This window comes from Levilactobacillus tujiorum (assembly GCF_012641185.1).
Taxonomy (GTDB): Bacteria; Bacillota; Bacilli; order Lactobacillales; family Lactobacillaceae; genus Levilactobacillus; species Levilactobacillus tujiorum.
Window position 1 is genome coordinate 1 of sequence record NZ_JAAXLK010000006.1, and the last position, 23,263, is coordinate 23,263.

Genomic DNA, 23,263 nt, shown 5'->3' on the forward strand with positions numbered 1-23,263 from the left:
AGAACTTTCGTAGGATTGCAACGCGTTATGATAAGCTCGCTCATGTTTATCTGGCTACGGTTTACATTGCCTCAATTTGCATCTTACTTAAGTAGTTTTCAGACGGACCCTAGACAAAGGACACTACTTTGATTGGAATAAACAATATCATTGTCTTGTCAGTGGCAAGACTGGTTCAGGTAAGACAACTTTGATGAAGTATTTAATTGCAATTGTATCGGGTACTGGAGAATGGGACATTACAGTTGTTGACCCCAAAAAATCTGAGCTATCAAGAATTGAGGAAACACCAGAAGTCACGGTTGCTTATGAGCAAGATGAAATGATTGAGTTGTTGAGAAAAGTAGTTGCTGATTTGAACAGTATGGAGTCGTACCATCGTGAACATTCTACTGAAAGTTTGGTACCTCATTTGATTGTGGTTGATGAGCTTGCAGCATGGAAGGAGATGGTGTCTAAGACAGAATCTGCTGAAATTGACGGATGTCTCAAGCAGATTGCTTTATTAGGCCGCGAACTGAATTTCCATTTGTTAGTTGGTATTCAACAAGCAAATGCGCGAAACATTTCGACTGAAATTCGCGAACAATTCAGTGAAAGGATTTTGCTAGGGAATAGTGAGTTGCGTGACAGAAAGTTCCTCTTTCCGGATATTCAGGATGGTGATTTGAAATTGGATTCCCAAAAGTTTGAAGGTCTTGTTGGGAAGGATGATGGTTCACCAGAAAGAATTGTTGCGCCATTCATTGGTATGGATTTGATTAAGTACATCAATCGGTGAGATTGTTTAGGTTCATTGTCATTACCGAAGCACTGAAGAGGAATAATTTATTATTCCCGTAGGTGCTTCGGTAATGACATAATAACAATCTCATAAAGGTATTTTTTTAATCAAATCTCTTTATTCATAACCACTTTAAGGGCCTGTTTATAAGTGGTTATGAATAAACATTAATCTTGAAAAGGTTATAGCGATAAGGAACCACTTATAAATTATTCAGAATGGAGATAAGGGAAATGAAGTCACTTAAATCGTCAGTTATGATGTACGGGACACAATTAGGCCGTTTGCCATTGGGTAGTGTGGATAATTTGGACCGTCGAACAAAATCTTTACTTGAATCGGATCATCTAAAACGATATGCAATGATTGTTCATGATAAAGATGTCAATGAAGATGGCGAAGACATTGAGCCGCATATTCACTTGGTCATGGAGTTTGATAGGCGAGTCAGTGTTGAGACAATTGCAAAGCGTCTGGAAGATGAACCACAACAGATTGAGATTATGACAAAGCGCGGAAACAGTGCAAAGACCGGAGCCGAAAATTCATTTATGTATTTGCTTCATCGAACAAAGAATTCAAGTGAAAAGTTTCAGTATGATCCGGATGAAGTTATTTCAAACTTTCATTTCAAAAAACTGGTTAGTCAACTAGAAATGAGAAAGAGTCCAGAGGATATTCTTGATGATTTTTCTAATGGAGATTTGAATAGAGAAGAAGCCTCGAAGGAATTGATGACTTTTGGAGCTAGGATATACTCTCGAGAGGTTGATAAGCTGGCTAAGATAGATAAGGGTCGACAAGAGATTGAACACAGCAAATGGCTGGAGGAGAAGAGAAAGTCACATGAGTCAATAAAGACTGTATGGTTATGGGGCCCCGCCGGTTTAGGAAAGACTAGATACGCTTTAGAGTATGCCAAAATGCAAAATATCCCTTATTTCAAGAGTGGCAGTTCAAACGACCCATTCGAGGGATATTCTGGTCAGAGAATTATGATACTGGATGAACTTCGACCAGAGAGTTTACCATATCAGGACTTACTTTCTATTTTAGACCCTATGAATTTTGATAAAAAAACCAGAGCGAGATACCATAACGCATTCATAATGGCGGATATCATCTTTATTACAACACCGTTTAACCCATTTAAGTTTTATCTAGATACCAAGACAGCAGGAGAAGATGATAGTTTTGAACAACTAAAACGCCGTTTAGGAACGATTATTGAATTTACTTCAAAACAAATTATTGAAGAAAAGATTGTAGGCTATGAGCTAGACAAGGTGAAATGGAAGATAATTTCAACGCATAAAAATAATCTAATGAATTCAAAGATTATTCCTGGATCAATTGATGTCGGGAAAGTGCTTAATTTTCTTGGTACAAAAAAGAAGGAAAACTAACATACTTTGACAAGCACAGTTAGTAATCCCTCGACAAAACGATTTTTCAGCTAGATTATCTCATAGCTGAGGGCTGGATTCAATAGAACACACAATTAAAGAAAGGAGCGTACTATTTATGGAAAAAGTCTTCACTAGTTATAATGATTTGGTGGCACTGGGATTTCCAAAAGAACAGGCACGACGCATTATCCGTATAGCAAAAACAACATTGGTAAGTCGAGGAATCGAGTTTTATAATGGAAAAAGAGTAGGACTAGTTCCTACCTCAGTAGTTTCTGAGATTCTTGACGCATCTCTTAATCAAGAGGAGCGTTAATGATGAAAAGAAAGTATCCTAATGTATATGTTGATAAAAATGGGAAGCCTTTCTACAATGTTCTCATAGGTAGAGATCAGAATGGTAAGCAAAAGTTTAAGAAAGGACGTCGTGATTCGAACGGAAAACCATTCAAAAGTGAGCGTGCTGCCTCACTGGAAGCTGCACGTATTAAGAGCGAGTATTTAGCAGCCAGTGGACGTGAAGTTTTTCGTCTAAATTACGCTACATTCTTAAGGGAAAAGTTTATGCCAGCATATAAGGGTGATGTAGAGAATAGTACCTATAAGAGTCACTTAGCGTTGTTTAGGTATGCCACTAAAAGATTTGGGAAAAAACTGTTGGAGGATATTTCTGCTAGTGACTGTGAAGAGTATCGAACTTGGTTATCGGGTAAGAGTGGATTTTCAAAAAGCTACGCTAGTATGTGCTATATTTCATTCAGGCAGACGTTAGATTATGCAGTCGAGATAGGATATCTTAAGATTAATAAGTCTAAACGCACAAAGTCGATATCTAAGGGGAAAGCCATTGTCAAATATTGGACCAAAAGCCAATTTGAACAGGTAATTTCGCAGATTTGCGTTTCGGATTTTCATGAACATCTTTGCTTTATTATGATTTGGCTTTACTTCATGACTGGTATTCGGGTAAGTGAAGGATTAGCATTGACATGGGATGATGTAGATTTGAATCACGATAAATTAAGGGTGCATCATACTCTTGATTACAAAAATAAATCTAATTTTACTGTCAAGCCATATACGAAGACGAGTAGTGGAATGCGAACGATTTCACTTGATAAGGATACTGTAAAGTATCTATCAGATTGGAAAAAAGTCCAAATGGAGCATGGGTTTAACAACTTCATTCTTTCTTATGATGGTATGCCGATGTCTCGAACAACAGTTAATGTAGTAGTTACTCGTTATGCAAAGCTGGCTGGAGTTCCTGTAATTCAACCTAAGGGATTGCGACACAGCCACGTGAGTTACTTGATCAATGAGATTAACGCGGATGTTTTAACCATTTCGAGAAGGTTGGGCCATTCAAGTCCAGATATTACATTGAAGTATTATGCTCACTTATGGGATAGAAATGATGATGGCCTAGCTGAAAAAATGACAGGAAACATTAGTTTTAAGTCCTCTATAACACCCAGCAGTGTCTTTAATGGTAATCAGCACTTGCTTAATGAATAGAAGATTTGTTTGCCAAATGTTTGCCAATCGCAATGGTGGGTCGTGTCGTTGTTGTCCCTGTAGGCTTTAGAAAGTTAGTTATTTATTGAGTGGGAATAATATAGTTAGAAAACTTGAAGACGTAATGTTGATTTGACAACGTTTCGGTTGTTATAAAAGGACTTAAATTGGTGGGGATTTACATGGTTCCCCACCAAAATCCCCACCAAAAAACACGACTACCTTAATTGGTAATCGTGTTTTTTGGTGGGAGTAACACTATTTTTTTGAGACTGTTAAAAGATCAATGAGCTTTTCGATTGTACTTAATGTGTCATCGTCTGTGATGAGATCGAGTTTACTTTGAATTCTTTCTCTTACATTGTCGCTATCGGTAAAAGAAAACATTTCTTCGTAATTAGTACCTAAAGCTTCGACGATTTTATTCAATGTATCGAGACGGATATTTGTCCTCGATTCTCTTTCAATTCGTGAGATTACGGAAGCATCAATGTTTGCCCGTTCCGCTAGCTGTTCTTGTGTCATTTTTTTTGCTTGGCGCAACTGAAGAATTCGAGAAGCAACCTGATGTCCTATATCTGAAGCCAATGTACTACCTCCTTCACCTAATACATACCAAGGTTAATTTATTAGCAAAAGAGGAAACAGGACTCTTTATCCTATTATTTGTGTAAAAATTGACTAATAGGCCTAATATGATAAAATCTAATTGAACTATTATTTCAATTAAATTATGATTTAGGAGTATCTTTAAATAGAGTAGGTGGTTAGTGATGGATCCCATTAATAGTAAAGCAAAGGATAATGATAACTTTACTTGGCCGATGGAAGGTGATGTACTGGCTGTATATATACATATGTATCGAACAAAAGGACTAAATTATAGTAGGCTTACAAAATATGCTCAACTCCAACTACCAAAGCATGTCTTAGAGCACGTGTGAGACAGGTAAAAGGCATAGATATGGATGATCCGGGTGTTAGATTGTCTAATGCTGCTGGAAATACGGTAATGGCACTGAAGCTTATGAAGGGTGTAAATAATCAGACCGCTTGGGCCGCGTTTATTAATACATTGTGGCCCTGATCAGTAATTGAATTATTTCGATTGCTGTATTTATATGACGGGTGGGACCTTGACCGGTCGTCAAGTCATGCAAACGGGTCCGCTAAAGGAACGTTGACCGGTCCCGAACGCCATACGGAAGTTAGCGAGCACTTTGTGCGCAATAATCATCTGACCCATGGAGATGAAGTTCGCTATGATATGACGGAGCCGAATAACCCGATTATTTTGAGTCATAACCGGCCAGAGAATCCGCAACCTAGCAAGTATCGTGATATTGAGGTCCCGGTTAAGCAACGGGATTACAAGCTGTATGCGGATACCACAGTGATGGGGGAACCGTTAATCAAGGTCTCACCTTTCAAGAAGTATGAGATTCCCGCCGCCTATGCCCATGCCGTCGATGTCAATGTGGGTGACATTGTGACGTTACGGTATAACACCATGGCCGGTGTCCCAAGTTTTCGGGTCGTCTGGTTAGACTTTGGTCATCGACGGATGAAACGTTAGAAAGGATGTGCTAATAAATGTCTCTTTGGGATAATTCCTAGTCAATAATGGGGGTCGCCACTAACATGGCCGACCATTGGGGGTAAACCCCCACACCCCATCTCTACCAAATGGCCTGGTGCTAGCGCACCTTGCCTGCTTGGGGGCTAAAACCGTCCCCAAGCCCCATCTAATTCATGTAAAATAAATAAGAACCCAGTCGTTACGTGCGGCCGGGTCAAAATCAAGGGAGTTTTCAAGATGAAAAAGATGAATCGTATTTTAGTTGCCATGATGATGGCGTTGACCATGGTTGGCGGTACCGTTGCCCCAGTTGTAACTGCTTCAGCGAAGAAGACCGGCTATAGCCGGATTTATAAAACCAAGACATGGCATCATGCCAAATATAAGGTCAAGAATAAAAAGGGTCGGACTTATAAGATGACCGGTAAGGCTAAAAATATCAAGCTGAAGACCAATCATTATTTGAAAAATTATAAGAAGAATAAGTGGGTCCGGACCAGCATTACCCAAATCAAACATAAGGGTAAGTGGATGGTTTATTACTACATGACCCCCATTACCAAGAAGAAGCATAAGGGTGGCTGGGTCAAATTGACTGATATGAAGCCCGTGAAGACTTATAAAGCGACGAAACATACTGATGCTGATTTTGATACATGGTATCGAACCTTGAGCAAGAAGGGGCGTGCTAATTACTCAAAGCGAGTAGACGGAGCTGCACTTGATGGTTTAGGTAACCCATCTCAATTTATGGAAACCAATAAGGCCTTTTTTAAATAAGTTAACATGATTTATTTATTTAACCTATTTCACTACATCCTTCTCAATAAAGAAATCATTGATTTCTTTATTGGGTCCGCGATTGGCCTACGCCAATCGCTTACATATTGGAGACATTCTGTCCCCACACCCCAATTAACCCATGTTTCAACCATCAATCTCAGTTAGAGATCCAGTTTCAGGCTTTATAGCTGATCTTATTCCCTTGAAAATCAGTCTGATGTGCGATATACTCACTTAGATAAAGGTGTAGCCAGGGATTATGTGAGGAGGTCTAGCTATGAAGCAAAAGATGAAGTCAAGTATTGCTTTGCATGCATCAAGGTATAATAAGGCGATTAGAGCTTCTGGTACGTTGAAAAATGCAAATCGATGGCGCAAGGCGTCTAATCGTGCTTTAGCCTCCAATAACGTACCAAAACAATTGAAGAATTCGTTTGTAACAATACATTCAGAGCAAAACGTGAGCCCAGAAGTTCAAAAAGAAATTGATGAGGTTGTTAATGGAACTGCAAAGTTAACAACTTCGTATACTGAGGAAGACTTTTTTAAGTCTTTAGGTATTTAGTCTAAATGGATCTTCAGCACACACCAAAGTTTGATAAACATCTGAATAAATATTTAGATGAAACGGATATTAATTTATTTAAGACAGCAGTTTCTTATTTGAAAAATAGTATGCCGTTGCCCGAATCATATGATGATCACCAATTAAGGTATCAGAAGAAGGGAATTCGAGATTTTCATCTTCAGAGTGACACAGTTGTTGTTTATTATTTGATAAGAGAGAAATCGATCACCTTTATCGATGTTGGGCCACATAGTCTACTTTTCAAAGTTAAAAAGGACTATTTGAGTTCATCAGTTAAGCGATTGTCCAATAGATATAAGAATAACTAATAAAAGGCTTACCAATAAGGTAAGTCTTTTATTATGAAAAGCCGCATTTGTATTTTTTCGATTAATTAGTATTATTGGGGTTAAAAATGGAGCCATGTCCCCGTATTTTATCGGGTTAAGAAACTATAATGGTACCTTATATACAAGCGAATAGGGTAAAAAGCTAAGGCCAACTCCACTCTGGAGTTGGGCGTTTGGATGGTGTCTTTTTTGTATTCAGTTTCATAAAATATCACGTCTATCTGACACCTGAGCTGACACCCAACAAATTTTCAACGAGTTTTACCCTATTCCTGACACCCAAGCCTGTAAAAAAGTAGGGGCTGGTTTAAATCACTGCTGGACACCCTTGATGGCGTTCATAGCACCCTCAGAGGTCTTGAAGAGCCAGTCAGTGGGCTTAGCCAGTGCATGACATCAGTCTCAGATAGCCATTCAAAACTTACCTTAACAGCAAAGTAGTGACGAAGTAGATGAGTGGGAAGAACTCCTATTAATAAATTAAGTTGTGAATGTCGATAAGACTGCGTTTAAAAGGACTACACTTTACCAAAATTGATTTAAAATTAACTAGTTCCCTACCAGAAACTCTGGAAGTGAGTGTTAAAAAAGACAGACGATATCGATCTTTATGTGGTCGATATTACCTGTCTTTTTATTTGTGAGGGATTTTCTTTAAAATACCTAGTTCAATGCAATTCGAAGATAGATTGAAAGTATTTTGTCGTAATGGTATGTTTGATTACACAGATTCTATTGACGTCGCATAGGCAAGGGGTCAATGGCATTTAATTATGTGCACGTCTTTCACTCTGGCGTAGCAACAAGGTTGATGTAGACAATGACACAATTCAAAGCGGCACGTAGAAAGGACGAAAATACATGAAAAATTTACAGGCAGGCGGCTTCCTCTTCGTCGGCGGTGCGATAATCATGACTACGACGCAGCTTGGTAAAGTGGTTCCGATGATAGGCGCAGCGTGTGCGTTACTCGGAGTGGGCATGCTGATCTATTACTTGTTTAGTGACGGCGGTAAATATTAGTTGTGCCGGGCACTGACAACGCAAAGGCAACATACGTCCTAGGTCTGTATTCTGCGATCATTTCGGTTCTAAGAAGTTGTGAGATATCAATCTGATTCTTGTATTTGCTTGCTAGTATTTACTAATTTGATAAAGGACTGCACCTAGCCAAAATTGATTTAAAATCAAGGAATTCCCCATCAAAATCCCCACCAGAAATTCTGGAAGCGGGTATTAAAAGAGACAGATGATATCGACTGTTATGATCGGTATTACCTGTCTTTTTGGGTATATTTAGAGTAGTTTAATGGTGGAGCTACAGATAACTGGTTCGTTATGTGTTAAGTGGGAGGCGTCAGTGGTGACTGAGTATCGTTATTTTTATCTTGTTAAGCCATTATGGGTTTTACTGGATGCTCAACAAGATGATAGTGAGCCCTTTCGGTTGGATGGCAATAAGTATGGAGAAATTGTCGATCAACGAAGATCTGCGACTGGTTTGCCAGAATGGGTCGTCATTCGGATTGTTCCTAATAATATTTACTGGGTAAAACGAAGTGAGCTTGAACCGAGAGTTAATTGGATGACGGCAGTGCAATATCAATTGGCTGTGAGCAAAAAGCAAATTTTAAAGTCAACTTGGTTGGACAGAGACGGAGCAAAATTTGAATTGAACCATTCACTTGAAGTCCATCAATGGGTTCCTCAAGTTGGTGATCCCGAAGCAAACCTAATTCCAGTATTCTTACCCAAGGGAACTGTTGGGAAAATCAAAAATCTTTCATGGGATTTTGAAGACTCTGAGGATAAGCAATACTGGATGATGGAAATTGAGACTACTAATGGCCGATGTTATGATGTCATGTATCCAGAACTCCTTGCAGCTTCGGTTGAATATCGGAGATAAAAAATAGTCCTTCTCAGAACTTAGAGAAGATCCAGCGTTTGTGAGCGTCAGTTCTTGAAAAAGTTGCGACTGAACTTCCTTAGGTCCGACGAAAAAGACAGCTACTAGCTAAAAAACGCTAGCAACTGCTTTTTTTCTTATGGTTACATTAGAATTTGACACGTGTGTTAAAATTAATTTACTAAAACAAATTTTAAAGCCATATCTACAAATTAATTTTCACCTACATACAAGTCTGTTTTTTATCTTGCAGCGGCGTTAAGCTAACTTTAACCAATTGGTTGAGGTTAGCTTATTTTTTTAGGAGTGACAGGCATATGGAAAAAGTAGTAGATCCGTTCTTGGATAGATTACAGCTATTGCAAGATTTGAAGTTTCTGATTGATCGCGATTCAGACCATCGTATTGATTACAGACGATTTCGTATTTTTGACATTAAGTTGGCGACAGGAGCGATTGATTTGGTGGCTGAGTATCAGAGCTATGCGAGTGAGCATACGCTATCTGAAATTGCCGCGTTAATCGTCCAGAAGTACCGCCTATAGTTTTAAGATTTTTAAGACACTTTCCGAGACGGTTTCACGCTGATCTTCTGGAAGGGACTTGAGATAAGCCAGCAATTCTAGCGTGTGGACGCCGGTTAACGTGTCATCAGTGAAGAAATCGCTGAGAGTTAGATTTAGAGCTGACGCGATAGCCTGTAGCTTTTTGAGACTAATGTTCTCGAGTTCTCCGCGTTCAATTCGCGAGATTAGGCTAACGGAGACGCCAGCCTTCTCAGCTAATTTTTCAATGGTCAAGTCTAAAGCTTGTCGTTTCTGATTCACCAGTTTACTTATTGAATTCTGCATGATTGGCTATTCTCCTATTGTGGCGTTAAGGCTAACCATAATAGAGTATTTACACCTTTAACAGAGAATAAAAGACTCTTTTTATCAAAAAAAGAGGAAAATAATACCGTTTTGTTGTACACTATGCTACGTAATCACTTATTTTAGGGTAAGTGGGTAATTATCAATTTGGGAGGCATTTTATGGGTAAAAAATTATTGGACATTCTTAAACAGCTATTTTTCGGATTGAATATACGGTTTTGGGTGACGCGTTACGCGATTGCCATTGGCGCCGCTGTTGCTTGGATTTATTTCTTAAAGAGTGAATCTTTTGAGGGGCATGTGCCGTTCTTCCTTTTCTTCCTGGGTATCCAAGCCGCAATCTTTTATCCGATCGCGAACGGCTTCCTGGTGATGTACGAGTGGGAACATGGCCGAAAAGCCAAGGGGATTTTTGACAACCTATCTGAGATGCAGGCAGCTGATTACAGGAAAGCGCAATTTCGCGCCGTTCGGTTGGTCAATACCGGGTTTAATGGTGATGAGCGTTCCTTTGGCGAGATGAAAAGTTCCGTTAAGAGTGATGCGGCGGGGATGAAGATGATGTTTAAAATTTTTGGCCACGCTATGCTGTGGTGCTTTGCTTTGTTCTTCGCCATCGTGGGGGCTACTCGTTACTTAGTTATCTTAGGACCGGAAAGCTATACATTTAATTATCGCGAAGATGGCACGTTCATCGATGATGCAAATACTGAGGATCAAAAGTTTTAGGAGACGAAACTTATGAAAAAGAAACTTTATTTAATGGTGATCGCGATTGCATTGGTCGTAACGGGGGCCAGCTTATTGGGGGCACCAGAAAATGCGTCCGCATCAGCCAAATGGCAGTTTGGAACGCCCAAAAAGGTTAGAGGGCTGTTTCGTACGAAAACGGTTAAACACCACTACAACCAACTCAACATTGCCCAAAACGTTGTGTACATCGAAGTTCGAAAACCCCACTGGGCTCCAGAAAAAAGTGGGAAAATCACTCTTCTGCTGATGTGGCGGGTGCCATCTCGCAAACTCAGCTCACATCTTTATCAAATCAAAAGCGTTAACGAGAAAGGAAAGCATGTTCGCTATTACATCAAAACCTTTAGTCATAATCGTTTGAAGATTTCGAAAACCACGGCATTTGCGCACAAACCTTACTATCACAGAGTTAAGAATTAGTCATTTGTTAAATAATGACAGCAACTTATTTTAGGAGGAAGCACCAATGAAACTTAACTGGATAAACAAAGCGACCACAATCCTACTAAGCAGCGTCCTAGTAGGGGGTGTCGTCACCACCACTGTTCCTATGTTCGCGACACAAGCCGATGCCTATAGCGCCTATAACAATGAAGATGAGCCAATTAGCTATCGAGTTTTTAAGGATGACGAGAACAGCGTTAAGCAGATTGTCAAAAAGGCTAGTCCTAAAGTAAAACAACAACTCAATGCCGCTTTCTTTAAGCGGATGGAGAAAAGTCCTGTCAATGCGTATGGTTACGGCGCTGACTTCTCAGAGGTCATGCATGTTCTGGGGACCCATGCGGTCAGTGAACTTGGTCGAAAAGGTCAGGTAACTTCAGTATTTAAACAGGACTATCGGGCAATGGTGGCTGTTTACGACCATTTTAAAGGGCGCTTAGACACTGAATACCAAAGTGTGGTCAATGATGATATTGATGCAGCCGATCAGCAAATCAGTAAAAATAACGTTGATCCGGACAGCATTAGTGATATTGCCGACTATTTCATTCAGTACTTTGAGACAAATATTCGGCCAGCTAAGGTCACTGGCATTCCCAAGGTTAAAAGCAAAATCACCAAGTTAACCGCGAAAAAGACGGCTTCTAAGAAATATGTCAAAGTCGCTGGGACTGTGAAATTAGGAAAGAAAGCGAACTACGCCCGGATCAAGACTTATAAGGGCACGCGTTATGCAAAACTGAAGGGGTCACACCGTTTCAACAAGAAAATTTATGCACCTAAGGCCAAGCGAGTCACCGCTACCGTTGGCTATTACACCCACGGTCATTTTTCGAAAGTAACGGCTGCCAAGACCGTACATGTTAAGTAACTTCGCTATTTCTACAATTCATGATTGAAATGCTGTAATAGCAGCGAGTCTCATTAAATATAACGGTTAACCGAGGGAGGTGAAATTTTATATGAGACGACTCATCGAGAGCCTAGTCATTGTGGCACTGGGCTTTCTCCTGGGCGTTGTCCCTAGTGGGGAGGTTCATGCGGCGACCACAGCGACGACGTCATCCGAATCCGTTGACACAACTGCCGATTCGTCGTCAACGACGGATAAGGTGAAGCCTAAACCCAAAGTGGTTTACCGAAAAATCTTTAAAAAGCGCACCGTTAACTACTACACCAAGATTGGGACGAACCGAAAACATAACTACAAGGTGTACCGGACGGGCGGGGCTAAGTCTTCGGCTAAAAACATGACGGCCATTTCGAACGGCCGGCATTACGCGAATAAGAAGGTTCACATTACGCGTGAGGAGAAGATGGCCGATGGCACTTGGTTGAAGTTTACTTATCATCACACGCGGACTGGTTGGATCCATCGCAATGGGACCGTCAAGACTTACCGGTGGCTCAACGTCCCGCTGATTGCACAACGCCCGCAACTGCCGACTGGCTGTGAAATCACGGCGACCACTATGATGTTGAAGTACGCTGGCGCCAAGGTCACTAAGATGTCGCTGGCTAGAGAGATGCCGCGGAGTTCCAACCCCAACAAGGGTTTCGTGGGCAGTCCCTACTCCAAGTCTGGCTGGTGGATTTATCCCAAAGGGTTAATGAAAACGGTCAAACGTCACGCCGGATCCGCTAAAAATATGACGGGGGCTTCGTTTAAGAAAATAAAAGCCCAGATCAACAAGGGTCATCCCGTTGTTGTTTGGGTGGCTGGCGTCGATGGCTTTGTGAATCATGCCGTCACGCTCTCTGGCTACAGTAAGACGCGCGCTTACTACAACGATCCGTGGACCAAACGGAAAACTAGCATGACCATAGCGAGCCTGCACAACCACCGGAAACACGATGCTTATCGGGCGTTGAGTTATTAACTCAGGATTCACTGAATAAATTTACAAAGGAGCAAAGCATAATGAAGAAACAATGGTTATCCACATTACTCGTTATCGCTGGTCTGACCAGCGTGGGCCTGACGACCTCTGCGCAGGCCAAGACCAAGTACTACACCACTAATCCCGGTATCATTCGGGTTAAGAAGACGGTGGCCTATTACAAGGACGCCACGCGAAAGCACCACGCGGCTACAGTACACAAGAATCACTACGTCAAGATCTCTAAGGCCATCACGGTCAAGGGGCACGCGCCCGTCTTAAAGACCAATACGGGCAAATACGTCACTGCCAACAAGGCATTCGTGGCCAAGACGAAGGGGTACCAAAATCCTAAAAAGTATTATCAAGTTAATTACAAAAAGATCAAGCCGTACGGGAAAGTTGGCTATACGGTTAAACGTGGCTACGAAGGGATCAAGACTTGGAAGATCATGCGGCGTTTGGGAACAGCCAATGGCTACAATAAGTATAACTACGCGACGTACAACGCCGTAAAGAATTTCCAACGCAAGCACCACTTAAAAGCCACTGGTAACGTCAACGAAAAGACTTGGGTCAAACTTGGATTTTCTAAGTCCAGCTGGAAGAGTATCGATTCATACGTGGCCCCACTAGGTGCTCACGCCTGGAACGGTCGCTCGGCTCACATCGAGGCCATGATCAAGCAGGCTTACAAGTATAAAGGGAATCCTTATCTGGTAGGTTCTTCTTCCAAACCGGCTTATGGGACGGACTGTTCCGGACTTGTCATGCAGGCCCTTTATGCGGGCGGGATTAATCCTAAGCCAATCAGTGCCATTCACCATGCTTATCCAGGGAACGAATGGAATTCACGTAACCTGTGGGCTAGCAAAAAGTTCCAACACGTTGCTTACAGTCACAAGAAGCGCGGCGACTTAGTCTTCTACTACCAACCAGGGACACATACGATTTGGCACGTGGCGATTTACTTAGGCAAGGGCAAGGTAATTGAAAGTTGGCCACCACGGATCATGGTTCAACCAATCAAGAACGGCCAACGGTCTAATGTTGCTGGGATTGCTCGGGTGTTTCATTAAATCTTAAATAGCTCATTTTTAACGTTTAGTCAACGGTATTGATGAAGAGAATGTGAAGAGGTCAATTCACTTTTGAATTGGTCTCTTTTGTTGAATAAGCGTGTATTTTACTGTGGAAGGAAGAGGAGAGAACGACTATGAAACGTTACGTCAAACGCTTGGCAAGTGCCGCTTTGTTGGGAATAGCAATTTTGTCATTGGCTGCTTGTGGAAAGTCAGGGCCTAATCAGGTCAATGAAAAGAAAGTTTCATTCATTAAGGATGCACAATCATCTAATCAGCGAATTTGGTACATGGCACAATCGGATTCGGAAAGTGACTACGAATTAAGTAAGGATACGCACATCACGCAAATTTTAGTGACCGGGAATGGTAAAGCAACTGTGTATAACATGCCGGATGATAATTTTAGTATGCGTGATATTGATAAAAAGAATGATAAGCAGATTATTGCTTTAGCGCAGAAGAAGGACAAAGAACACTACAAAGATTTCATAGATCCGAAAAATGATATTGGAGATACGGGAGGTTACATTCAAACTGTCATTAAACATGGTGAAGAAGAGTGTAAGTATTACAAAAAGCATCCAAACTACCTTGGTGGAAATAAAGATCCACAAGAAATTCTTCGCGAATATCGTAATGAGTTGAACTATCTGAAGGCTAATGAAGCGGCGATTCTAAAAGCCACACCAAAGTATGAAAAGCCAGCGCCAAAGCTGTTAAATGCTAAAGTCAAAACGGATAATTCTGGTAATGACGTCAATTTTGAAGATATTACACATCGACGTTTAGAATTAGAAAAAGATTCAGCAAAGCTTAAGCATTTAAAGTGGTTTTATAACGGAGTAGATGTACCCGTCTATTACAATTACACAATGACCAATGGCTTTAGTTTAATCTACGATAAGCCAGTCAAAATTCTAAGTGAGATGTATACCGGATATACAAATCCGGCGAATGATTCAGATGCGACTTTTTTGCTGACGAAAACTACAAATAAGGATACGGTTTCTGATTTTGATAAAGTTGGGACCAAGCATGTTAGCGAAGAGGAGTAGGCAAAAATACTATTTACCAGGATTTTGAATTCAAAACGGAGTTGATCAAGAAAAGATGGAGAATTCTCTATTTGAGAGCACCTGGCTTGGGATTCTCTTGTAATGGCAATTCATTAGCATAATATGCAATATAGCTTCATCAGAGCATTGGACTCTGGTGAAGCTTTTTTGAATTGAATAAGTTGAAAGTAATACGGAGTAAAGGTTTATACATTGAGGAGAATAGTTAGAAAATTAGACTTATCAAGTATTATGCCCAACAATTATTCACTGCTAAAAATCGTTCTACAAATCGCTAGTTTCCGGGAGATAATGGGGCATCCCAAAATCTTTATCCCGAGTAACGATTTATGACGTTGATTATTACTCACAACCTGTCTATAATGGGTAGTGACAAAGGAAAATAAAAGTGCTTATAAAAAGTCGAGTTTGGTTGCAAATCAAGAGGGGGACCAATCATGAGAACGCTTGAACGTAAGACACATTATAAGATGTACAAGTCACACCGGGGCTGGTTAGTCGCCGGTATCACGGTCACTAGTATGGCGGTGGGGATCATTGCGGGCCCCCAAGCGACACCAATGGCACATGCCGATGATAATGCACCGGTTGAGGAGTCTGGACAGCAGAATGCGGCCAGTGGGTCGAATCAAGTTAAATTGCAAACGCAGGCAACCTCGGGCGATACGAAGGATGCTATTGGGACGGATAATTCTTCAAGTTCGGGATCTGATGTGCAACCAGAACAATCTGCCGGAAACGTTGATAATGATGCTGGTAATAATGATTCCGGAGCTGATTCAACGAGTGGTGAGAAGAATTCTGGGCCAGCATCAGTGGTCGCTGAAGATGCACCGATTACATCAACACAGACTGGTGATGGGAGTAGTGTAGCTGGTGATTCTAATGATTTGGAAAAGTCTAATGATGTAGTAGCACCAGTTAAAAAAACGACAGTCACGACCGGGATCACAGTTCAGAACCCTGATGATTTGACGAATAAGGTTACTGGTCAACCAAAGTTTAACATTACCGATCTCAATCAGCTACAGTATACTTATGATCATACGGATTCTGCCGGACATAATACAGATTTAAGAGTTGTGGATGGCTATAATTATGCTTATCAAGTGCAAGGGGCGCAGCATTGGCTGGGTGAAACGTATGCAAACCAAATTGCACAAGATGCTAAGGGTGTTGACGCTGTTTCATCGGCTAGGTATAACACACAACTCATGTATATTGATGAATGGCTTCCGGATTATGGCTTGCAGTACTTTCTTTGGCAGAATAATTATGCTGGCACCTATGCGACCATTGCTGATTTTCGAAATAATTTTACAAAGGCAGAGTTAGGAACACTTACTTCCATTTATTCGAATGATAATTTACAAGCGGCAGCCGGCAATCAGCCGACAGTTTATTATCAAAGCATCATGGCTATGCGAACGTTGGAAGGTCTGCAAAATGCGGTTAATCTTCAGGTGTTGAGTATTTCGCCGAATCTAAATGTTAGTGAAGCGGTTTATAAAACTTATGAAAAGAACAGTAATCTCTGGGATATTCGGGCATTAAGTGGCCTGAAGAATCTACGTGAGGTTCAGTTACCAATGGCCTCTATTAATGATATTTCAGCTCTAGGAAATCACGAAAAGTTGACAGAGGTTGGTTTGATTGATAACCAGATAACGGATATTTCGCCTCTAGCAACGGATAAAAACCTATTGATTTCAAATGCTAACTTGACGAAACAACACGTATTGTTGGCGCCGATTAAAATTAGCGATAAGTTAGCTAAGGGAGCCAACATAACTGATAAGGGGATGTTAACCTACACAACGCCGTCTTTTATCATCAAGGATTTGGCTGCTAGCAATCTGCCAATTCACGGATTTGATAATGCTAGTGATTTGAGATATCCTTCCCTATATCCCTCCAGTGCTGATGCCGGTAATTTGAACAGTAATACGTTGGCTTGGTATAACTTATTGGGTGGTCCAGATTCAGCGTACGGTAGTTTATCCACCGCCTGGAGTGATACTAACAGTGACTTTTCTGGTTACATTATTCAACCATATGAATTGGCTGCCAATGTCAGCGATTTAAACGTCAACATTCAGCTCTTGCAAGCTAATGGACAACAGTTGAATTTGGCACCGGCTACCTTGATTTCTGGCGATGTTGGTTCAAGTGTGAATGTGCAAGAGAACCCGACTGTTGTGACTTTATTTAATCAACAATTCTCTAAGGGCTATACCTTCTCCGGGCTGATCCTAGATGGAACCGGGCTCTATTCCGATTACTTAGCCAACAATGGCAAGGCCAGTGCGCAAGCAAGTTGGGAAACGACCTTAACCGATGAGTCCAAGAACTGGACGATTCTGTTCTACAAAGACGTTATGCCGTGGAACCTTTCCGTGGTATATGGCACTAAAGACGCTGCGGGTGACTTTACGCCAATCACTAATGAGGATGGTACGCCAGTCACCGATAGTTACAATGGAACTTCTGATACACAGCTCGCGTTGAGTAGCTACCAAAAGGACTTCCCAGATTACGTCTATGTCGGTGCTGAGACCAGCGTAGACGGTAAGACCTGGACTGATATTAGCCAGAATACGGACATTCCATTTACCAATGCTAAGCAAGCTGTACGTCTGGTTTACGCCCAGGCTAAGCGCGCCACGGTTACGGTACAAGATGCCACGACCGGCAAGACTGTGCAAGTCTTAGATTACACCACGAATCCAGAGCTGCGGGGCGCTATTGGCACGACGAGTACCTTTGACTCTAGCAGCATCATCGATCCTGAAATTACCAAGGGGTACAAACTAGTCAGCGATACCACCAAGAACGCTGACGGGACCAGCGCCATTGTCTTTGCAAAGGATGCGACTAACCTCAACTTCACGATTAGCTTAGCGCACGCCTTTGAGACAACGACCAAAGCTGTGAACGAGACGATCACGTACCAAGATCAGCAACAAAAGTCAGTGGCTAAACCTGTGACGGCTACAATGACATTCGCCACAATTACGGATCAAGTGACGCAGGCAACCACGTTATACAGTCACCAAGGAGCGGCCTCTGCACCAACGCTAGATGTCACGGGTAAGCCAACGGATACGAGTTGGACGGCTTACCAGATTGGCGATCAGTTACAGTTCGATGCCGTGAAGAATCCGGCAGTAGCAGGGATGCACGTCGTTGCGACGACGGACCCGGCCAATGATTTGACCCAGACAACGTCACAGAATGTCGCACCAGATAGCGCCGACTTAGCAATCGTCGTGACGTACGCGGCCGATCCAACCACCGGTGGCGGTGGTGATAATGGCAACAATGGTGGCGGCGATGTGACGCCGCCAACAACAACGCCAGATCAGCCAGATGGCGGTGGTGACGGTGACCAGGTTGCCGATAAGAATAAGCCAAAGCAGCCGACTAAGACACCTGCCAAAGTGAACAAGGAACAAGGCCAGCAAGCAGCGACCGTTCAGGCGCCGACTAATGGCGGTCAGGGTGCTAAGGTTCAGCAGCTGACGGCAACGTCACAGTCAGGAAAGGCAACCGTTAAACCAGCCGCTGCCAAAGCTGAGACCCAGACATTACCACAGACGAATGACCAGACAACGAATCGTTTGGCTGTCATTGGTTTGGCCTTGTTGGGTGCAACGCTTGGTGTCTTAGGTTTGAAGAAGCGGGAACATTAAGCATTCAGCAGTATTAAGTGAGTTGAGAACACGATTTGAGCAGGGGAGTTTCGCTCGAATCGTGTTTTTATGTGCGACAATGATTTTCTAATCGAAGGGCAGTCGGTATTTGGGAACCTTCCCCAAACAAATCAGCCGACAGCCGTGGGTGAATTAGTGTATAATAAGAATATTCTAATGTTCTGAGTTTTTATGCAGGCGCATACCCGGTAAAAACCAGAAGTTATGCTTACAGGAGGCAATCATGGCAAAATCCACACATTTCTATGAATTATTCCAACCTGAACATTACAATGTCTACTTAGACATTAATCGGGCAACCAAGCAAATTACCGGGACATCCACGATTACGGGGGATGCCAAGGCGACGCAAATCGCCATTCACCAAAAGTACATGACGATCAATAGCGTTAAGGCGGACGGACAAGCTGTTCCGTTTACCTTCGATGATCAGAGCGAGGGGATTCACATCGACCTCGGAAAGACCGGGAAGACCACGGTCGCGATCGACTTCACAGCTCCACTGACTGATAGTATGATGGGCATTTATCCTTCCTACTATGAACTTAACGGTGAGAAGAAGCAGATCATCGGGACGCAGTTTGAAACCACGGCGGCACGCCAAGCCTTTCCGTGTGTCGATGAACCGGAAGCCAAAGCGACGTTTGACTTGGCCATCAAGTTCGACGAGCACGCTGGTGAAACTATCATCAGTAACATGCCCGAAGTGAAGACCGAAAATGGCGTGCACTATTTTGACACGACGGTACGGATGTCTTCTTACCTGATTGCCTTTGCCTTTGGGGAAATGCAAAGTAAGCTCACTAAGACGAAGAGTGGGGTCCAAGTCGGGGTGTTTGCGACTAAGGCCCACCAAGCTAAGGAACTCGACTTTGCCTTGGATATCGCTAAGCGTTCCATCGAATTCTACGAAGACTTCTACCAGACGCCATATCCACTGCCACATTCCTGGCAAATGGCTTTGCCTGACTTTTCAGCTGGGGCCATGGAAAACTGGGGACTGGTCACGTACCGGGAAGCTTACTTATTGATCGATCCTGATAACACGGCCTTCGACTTGAAGTTGCGGGTCGCAACCGTGGTGGCCCATGAATTAGCGCACCAATGGTTTGGTGATTTGGTCACGATGAAGTGGTGGGACGATCTCTGGTTGAACGAAAGTTTTGCCAACATGATGGAATACGTGGCTATCGACGCCATCGAACCAACTTGGGGCGCCTGGGATGCCTTTCAATCGGGCGATGTCCCTATGGCGCTGCAACGGGATGCCACGGATGGCGTCCAGTCCGTCCACGTTCAAGTTGAAGACCCAGCGGAAATTGACGCCTTATTTGATAGCGCGATTGTTTACGCTAAGGGTGCGCGGATGCTGGTCATGGTCCGGGCGTTGATTGGTGACGATGCCTTACGTTCCGGTCTGAAGGCCTACTTTGCCGCTCATAAATACGGTAACGCGCGTGGGGCCGATCTGTGGGCTGCACTCGGCCAAGCTTCCGGTCTTGACGTCGGTGCCATCATGAACTCTTGGTTGGAACAACCCGGTTACCCAGTCGTTACGGCCAAAGTCGTTGATGGTCGTTTGACTATCGCCCAACAGCAATTCTTCGTTGGTGATGGGCAGGACGCCGGACGGCAATGGCAGATTCCACTGAACAGCAATTACGATGCTGTGCCAACGCTACTGAAGGACCACAGCTTGGACTTAGGGGATTACCAATCCTTACGGCAAACGAGTGGGGAACCGTTCCGGCTAAACGTGGGGAATAACTCTCACTTTATCGTGCAATATGATGACACGCTGTTACGGGATATCTTAGCCAACGTCAATGCGTTGGATGAGATTTCACAGTTACAGTTGCTGCAAGACTTGCGCTTGTTAGCCGAAGGTCGGCGGATTTCCTACGCGACGGTAGTGCCATTGTTGACGCGCTTTGCAGACAGTAAGTACACCGTTGTGACGAGTGCCTTGTACACCGTAGCGGGCAATTTACGGAAATTTGTCACGCCAGATTCAGCTGAAGAAAAGCAAATTAAAGCCTACTACGACCAACTCAGTGCCCAACAGGTGGCGCGCTTGGGCTGGACACCACGGGCAACCGACAGTATCGACGATGAATTATCACGGCCAACGGTCCTGAGTGCAGCTCTCTTCGCCCACAATTCGGCGGCAGTGGCGGCTGCTCATGAGCAGTTTACCGCGCATCAAGCCGAACTCGCTAGCTTACCAGCGGCAACGCGCCCATTGATTTTGGCAAACGAGGTCAAGAACTATGGGAGCGCTGAGTTGTTCGACACGCTGTTAGCGGCTTACCGGCAGTCGACGGATGCCAGCTATAAGGCCGACCTATGCGCAGCCTTGACGAGTACCACGGATACGGCGCTGATCGCCAAGCTGATCACGGCCTTTGAAGACGCGGATACGGTTAAGCCCCAAGACTTACGGGCTTGGTTCCGCGGAGTTCTCGCCAACAGTAAAGGCGAACAAGCTGCTTGGGACTGGATTCGTAACGACTGGCAATGGCTGGAAGACACGGTCGGTGGCGACATGGAATTCACCACTTACATTACCGTGATTTCCCGGGTTTTCCGGACAGCAGAGCGACTGGCTGAATTCAAGGCCTTCTTCGAGCCCAAGATTAATACACCCGGGTTAACCCGAGAAATTAATATGGACACGAAGGTTATTGAGACCCGAGTCAACCTGATTAAAGATGAACAAGCTGCAGTGAACGAGGCTATTGCTCAAGTTGTGAAATAGTGTGAAATAAGCTGCTGGAACGTCAACGCAATCTTGCGGGGGCGTTCTTTTTTGTTGGAAAATAGTGGGGCGGTTAGTTTAGGCCATACTATTACTAATGTATTTTGACCGGATTTTGTTGCACTATTTTGGCAAGTCAGCGAATTTAAATGGTCGGCTGAGTCACCGATTGGCTGTGGTATACTAAATTTATTGTGCAATTGCTAAGTTTGCGAACGTCATGGTGGCTTACTGATTAAGGGCGGCCACGAGTTCGCGTGAAGGAAGGTTTCTCATGAACGCTATCATTGCCTATTTCCAGTCGATTAAAATCCGCGGGATAGGATGGATACTATTACTTTGCCTGTATTTATTTGCTAATCAGCCCATTTTAATCATCGTGTATCTTTACCTGGCGGCGGTGATGGTGCTGCGAACCTGGCTGGCCCAGTTTCCACATGCCGCGAAGGTGGGATTGACAGTGGCCTATGCCCTGTTGATGGTCATTCAAATCGTCTTTGTATCAGCGATCGTCTTTCCCTTACGCGGAGATTCAATCATGTATTTTGTGGCGAAACTCGTTGGCGTGGGGATGGTGGTGTTGCCGCTGTGGGTCGAGCGGTTCGTGACGACCAACAACCAAACCGTTTTTTATCTCCCCACGGTGGAAGAAGCGGCAACGGTGAGCTTCGATGAGTTACGGCAGAGTGCGGACACGCTCAGCGATCTCATGAGTGGGGTGGTAGCGGCCAGTGACAAGGTTTCCGTGGCAAACGTGAAGACGATTATTGATGATTTGCCGCGGCACAGTTCGGTTCATTACATCAATCACGGGACGCTGACACCAGCGTATTTTGAGGCGGTTGAAGCGACGTTGAACGATGAAAAGCTGTATCTGGCGGTATCTAATACCGGGAGCGCGGCGAGTGAAATGATTTCGGTGTTTACGCGTAAACAGTTTAATCACGTCTCCTTGGCCTTCGACCGGGATCTCGCGACGATTATTAGTTACAACGGAGGCGACAACGTTTATCCACCAGGCATGAATGCGGAGACGTTAGAGTTTTTCCACCAGAAGAAGGGCGCGTCAGTTTTGGTGTATAGTCTGCCGGTGACCGTTGACCAGAAGACTTTTGTGAGAAATAAAATTGCTGAAATCAATCGTGACGGGAGTGCCTATAACATGATTGGGCTGGTGTCCAAGCACTCGGCCAAGCCTAATATTATGTTTTGCTCGCAATTTGTCTATCAGATGCTGAAATTGGCTGGGATTGCCTACTTTGACATGAAGGCCGGTGAGGTCCGCCCCACGGACTTCATCGAGCAAGACTACTATAAGAAGTTAACCTTTGAATATGAACTGAAGTTCTAGGTCAGCGGTTATGACTTCCATCTGTGGCGATTAAAAATGGTAATGTAGATGATGCCTGCCGCCTTGCCGTTCGCCAAACTTTGGGCTGGATCGCTGTGGGGAGGACGGCTCGAGCCATAGAGCGGTCTCGAACCTCGCTTTGAGCCGAAAAACACGTCTCAAAGGCGCCATTTACCAAGAGGGTCACTTGGTAAATCCCACGGCTGAGCTCAAATTTGACTCACTCACGGCTACATTGAAGTTATCAACTACTGTTGTGTTGAACGACCACGTTTGCGCCAGATGGTTAAGCTAGTTTGTCTTTCAACGACTATCGTAACCGGAGGAGGGCAGAGGTGGAGCCAGCTGTGTCGACGGTGTTAGCCGATTCTCGGCTTACAGCGTGGGACGTGTTGGAAGACCGGTGACTTGCCGGGCTTCGAACCGAGC

General features: G+C 43.6%; 21 protein-coding genes and 2 pseudogenes. 21 read left to right on the forward strand and 2 right to left on the reverse strand.

The annotated features are described in order from the left end of the window. From HF569_RS03940 to HF569_RS03960, 5 genes and pseudogenes are all read left to right on the forward strand, one after another. Positions 1-95: pseudogene (locus HF569_RS03940) on the forward strand (IS5-like element ISLpl3 family transposase); the annotation flags it as partial. A 23-nt stretch (positions 96-118) separates the two neighbouring features. Continuing rightward, positions 119-781 (forward strand): annotated as a pseudogene (locus HF569_RS03945) (FtsK/SpoIIIE domain-containing protein); the annotation flags it as partial. A 236-nt stretch (positions 782-1,017) separates the two neighbouring features. Beyond that, positions 1,018-2,190, forward strand: a complete 1,173-nt coding sequence (locus HF569_RS03950; RefSeq protein WP_168901415.1) for a Rep family protein — start codon at positions 1,018-1,020, stop codon at positions 2,188-2,190. Between the two features lie 118 nt (positions 2,191-2,308). After that, positions 2,309-2,509, forward strand: a complete 201-nt coding sequence (locus HF569_RS03955; protein ID WP_168901416.1) for a DUF3173 family protein — start codon at positions 2,309-2,311, stop codon at positions 2,507-2,509. Continuing rightward, a complete protein-coding gene (locus tag HF569_RS03960) occupies positions 2,509-3,711 on the forward strand; it encodes a tyrosine-type recombinase/integrase (RefSeq protein WP_232842556.1) in 1,203 nt (400 codons plus the stop codon). Before HF569_RS03955 ends, HF569_RS03960 begins: the two co-directional genes overlap by 1 nt. A 258-nt stretch (positions 3,712-3,969) precedes the next feature. Here HF569_RS03960 and HF569_RS03965 read toward each other — a convergent pair whose 3' ends face one another. Continuing rightward, positions 3,970-4,299 (reverse strand): helix-turn-helix domain-containing protein, encoded by a 330-nt coding sequence (locus tag HF569_RS03965; protein WP_168901417.1) that lies wholly within the window; start codon positions 4,297-4,299, stop codon positions 3,970-3,972. Between the two features lie 520 nt (positions 4,300-4,819). On the opposite strand from HF569_RS03965, the gene HF569_RS03970 reads away from it, so the two are divergent. The 7 genes from HF569_RS03970 to HF569_RS04000 all read left to right on the forward strand — a co-directional run bounded on the left by HF569_RS03970 (position 4,820) and on the right by HF569_RS04000 (position 9,445). After that, positions 4,820-5,287 carry a hypothetical protein gene (locus HF569_RS03970; RefSeq protein WP_168901418.1) on the forward strand — a complete coding sequence of 156 codons (468 nt, stop codon included), beginning with the start codon at positions 4,820-4,822 and terminating at the stop codon, positions 5,285-5,287. 240 nt (positions 5,288-5,527) lie between these two features. Beyond that, positions 5,528-6,070 (forward strand): hypothetical protein, encoded by a 543-nt coding sequence (locus tag HF569_RS03975; RefSeq protein ID WP_168901419.1) that lies wholly within the window; start codon positions 5,528-5,530, stop codon positions 6,068-6,070. Positions 6,071-6,350: 280 nt separating this feature from the next. After that, on the forward strand, positions 6,351-6,638 hold the full coding sequence (locus tag HF569_RS03980) for a hypothetical protein (protein ID WP_168901420.1): 288 nt from the start codon (positions 6,351-6,353) through the stop codon (positions 6,636-6,638). 5 nt (positions 6,639-6,643) lie between these two features. Beyond that, positions 6,644-6,970, forward strand: a complete 327-nt coding sequence (locus tag HF569_RS12675) for a type II toxin-antitoxin system mRNA interferase toxin, RelE/StbE family (RefSeq protein WP_168901421.1) — start codon at positions 6,644-6,646, stop codon at positions 6,968-6,970. Between the two features lie 882 nt (positions 6,971-7,852). Then, positions 7,853-8,014 (forward strand): hypothetical protein, encoded by a 162-nt coding sequence (locus tag HF569_RS03990; protein WP_168901422.1) that lies wholly within the window; start codon positions 7,853-7,855, stop codon positions 8,012-8,014. A 340-nt stretch (positions 8,015-8,354) separates the two neighbouring features. Then, positions 8,355-8,900, forward strand: a complete 546-nt coding sequence (locus HF569_RS03995) for a hypothetical protein (RefSeq protein ID WP_168901423.1) — start codon at positions 8,355-8,357, stop codon at positions 8,898-8,900. A gap of 317 nt (positions 8,901-9,217) precedes the next feature. Next, a complete protein-coding gene (locus HF569_RS04000) occupies positions 9,218-9,445 on the forward strand; it encodes a hypothetical protein (RefSeq protein WP_168901424.1) in 228 nt (75 codons plus the stop codon). Here the strand turns inward: HF569_RS04000 and HF569_RS04005 are convergent. Beyond that, complete coding sequence (locus HF569_RS04005; protein WP_168901425.1) at positions 9,440-9,751, reverse strand: helix-turn-helix domain-containing protein; 312 nt, start codon at positions 9,749-9,751, stop codon at positions 9,440-9,442. The genes HF569_RS04000 and HF569_RS04005 overlap by 6 nt on opposite strands. 182 nt (positions 9,752-9,933) lie before the next feature. On the opposite strand from HF569_RS04005, the gene HF569_RS04010 reads away from it, so the two are divergent. From HF569_RS04010 to HF569_RS04050, 9 genes are all read left to right on the forward strand, one after another. Beyond that, entirely contained in the window at positions 9,934-10,503 is a 570-nt protein-coding gene (locus HF569_RS04010) for a hypothetical protein (RefSeq protein ID WP_168901426.1), read from the forward strand. Positions 10,504-10,515: 12 nt separating this feature from the next. After that, positions 10,516-10,947: a hypothetical protein gene (locus HF569_RS04015; protein WP_168901427.1), complete on the forward strand. Its 432-nt coding sequence runs from the start codon at positions 10,516-10,518 to the stop codon at positions 10,945-10,947. 46 nt (positions 10,948-10,993) lie between these two features. Next, positions 10,994-11,842: a hypothetical protein gene (locus HF569_RS04020; protein ID WP_168901428.1), complete on the forward strand. Its 849-nt coding sequence runs from the start codon at positions 10,994-10,996 to the stop codon at positions 11,840-11,842. Between the two features lie 91 nt (positions 11,843-11,933). Then, entirely contained in the window at positions 11,934-12,851 is a 918-nt protein-coding gene (locus HF569_RS04025) for a C39 family peptidase (RefSeq protein WP_168901429.1), read from the forward strand. 41 nt (positions 12,852-12,892) lie between these two features. Then, complete coding sequence (locus HF569_RS04030) at positions 12,893-13,930, forward strand: DUF5776 domain-containing protein (protein WP_168901430.1); 1,038 nt, start codon at positions 12,893-12,895, stop codon at positions 13,928-13,930. A 137-nt stretch (positions 13,931-14,067) separates the two neighbouring features. Next, positions 14,068-14,991: a hypothetical protein gene (locus HF569_RS04035; protein ID WP_168901431.1), complete on the forward strand. Its 924-nt coding sequence runs from the start codon at positions 14,068-14,070 to the stop codon at positions 14,989-14,991. A 458-nt stretch (positions 14,992-15,449) separates the two neighbouring features. Continuing rightward, positions 15,450-18,704 (forward strand): mucin-binding protein, encoded by a 3,255-nt coding sequence (locus HF569_RS04040; RefSeq protein WP_168901432.1) that lies wholly within the window; start codon positions 15,450-15,452, stop codon positions 18,702-18,704. A 244-nt stretch (positions 18,705-18,948) separates the two neighbouring features. Beyond that, positions 18,949-21,483, forward strand: a complete 2,535-nt coding sequence (locus HF569_RS04045; RefSeq protein WP_168901433.1) for a M1 family metallopeptidase — start codon at positions 18,949-18,951, stop codon at positions 21,481-21,483. A gap of 274 nt (positions 21,484-21,757) precedes the next feature. Next, complete coding sequence (locus tag HF569_RS04050) at positions 21,758-22,834, forward strand: hypothetical protein (RefSeq protein WP_168901434.1); 1,077 nt, start codon at positions 21,758-21,760, stop codon at positions 22,832-22,834. The last annotated feature ends 429 nt before the right edge of the window (positions 22,835-23,263 follow it).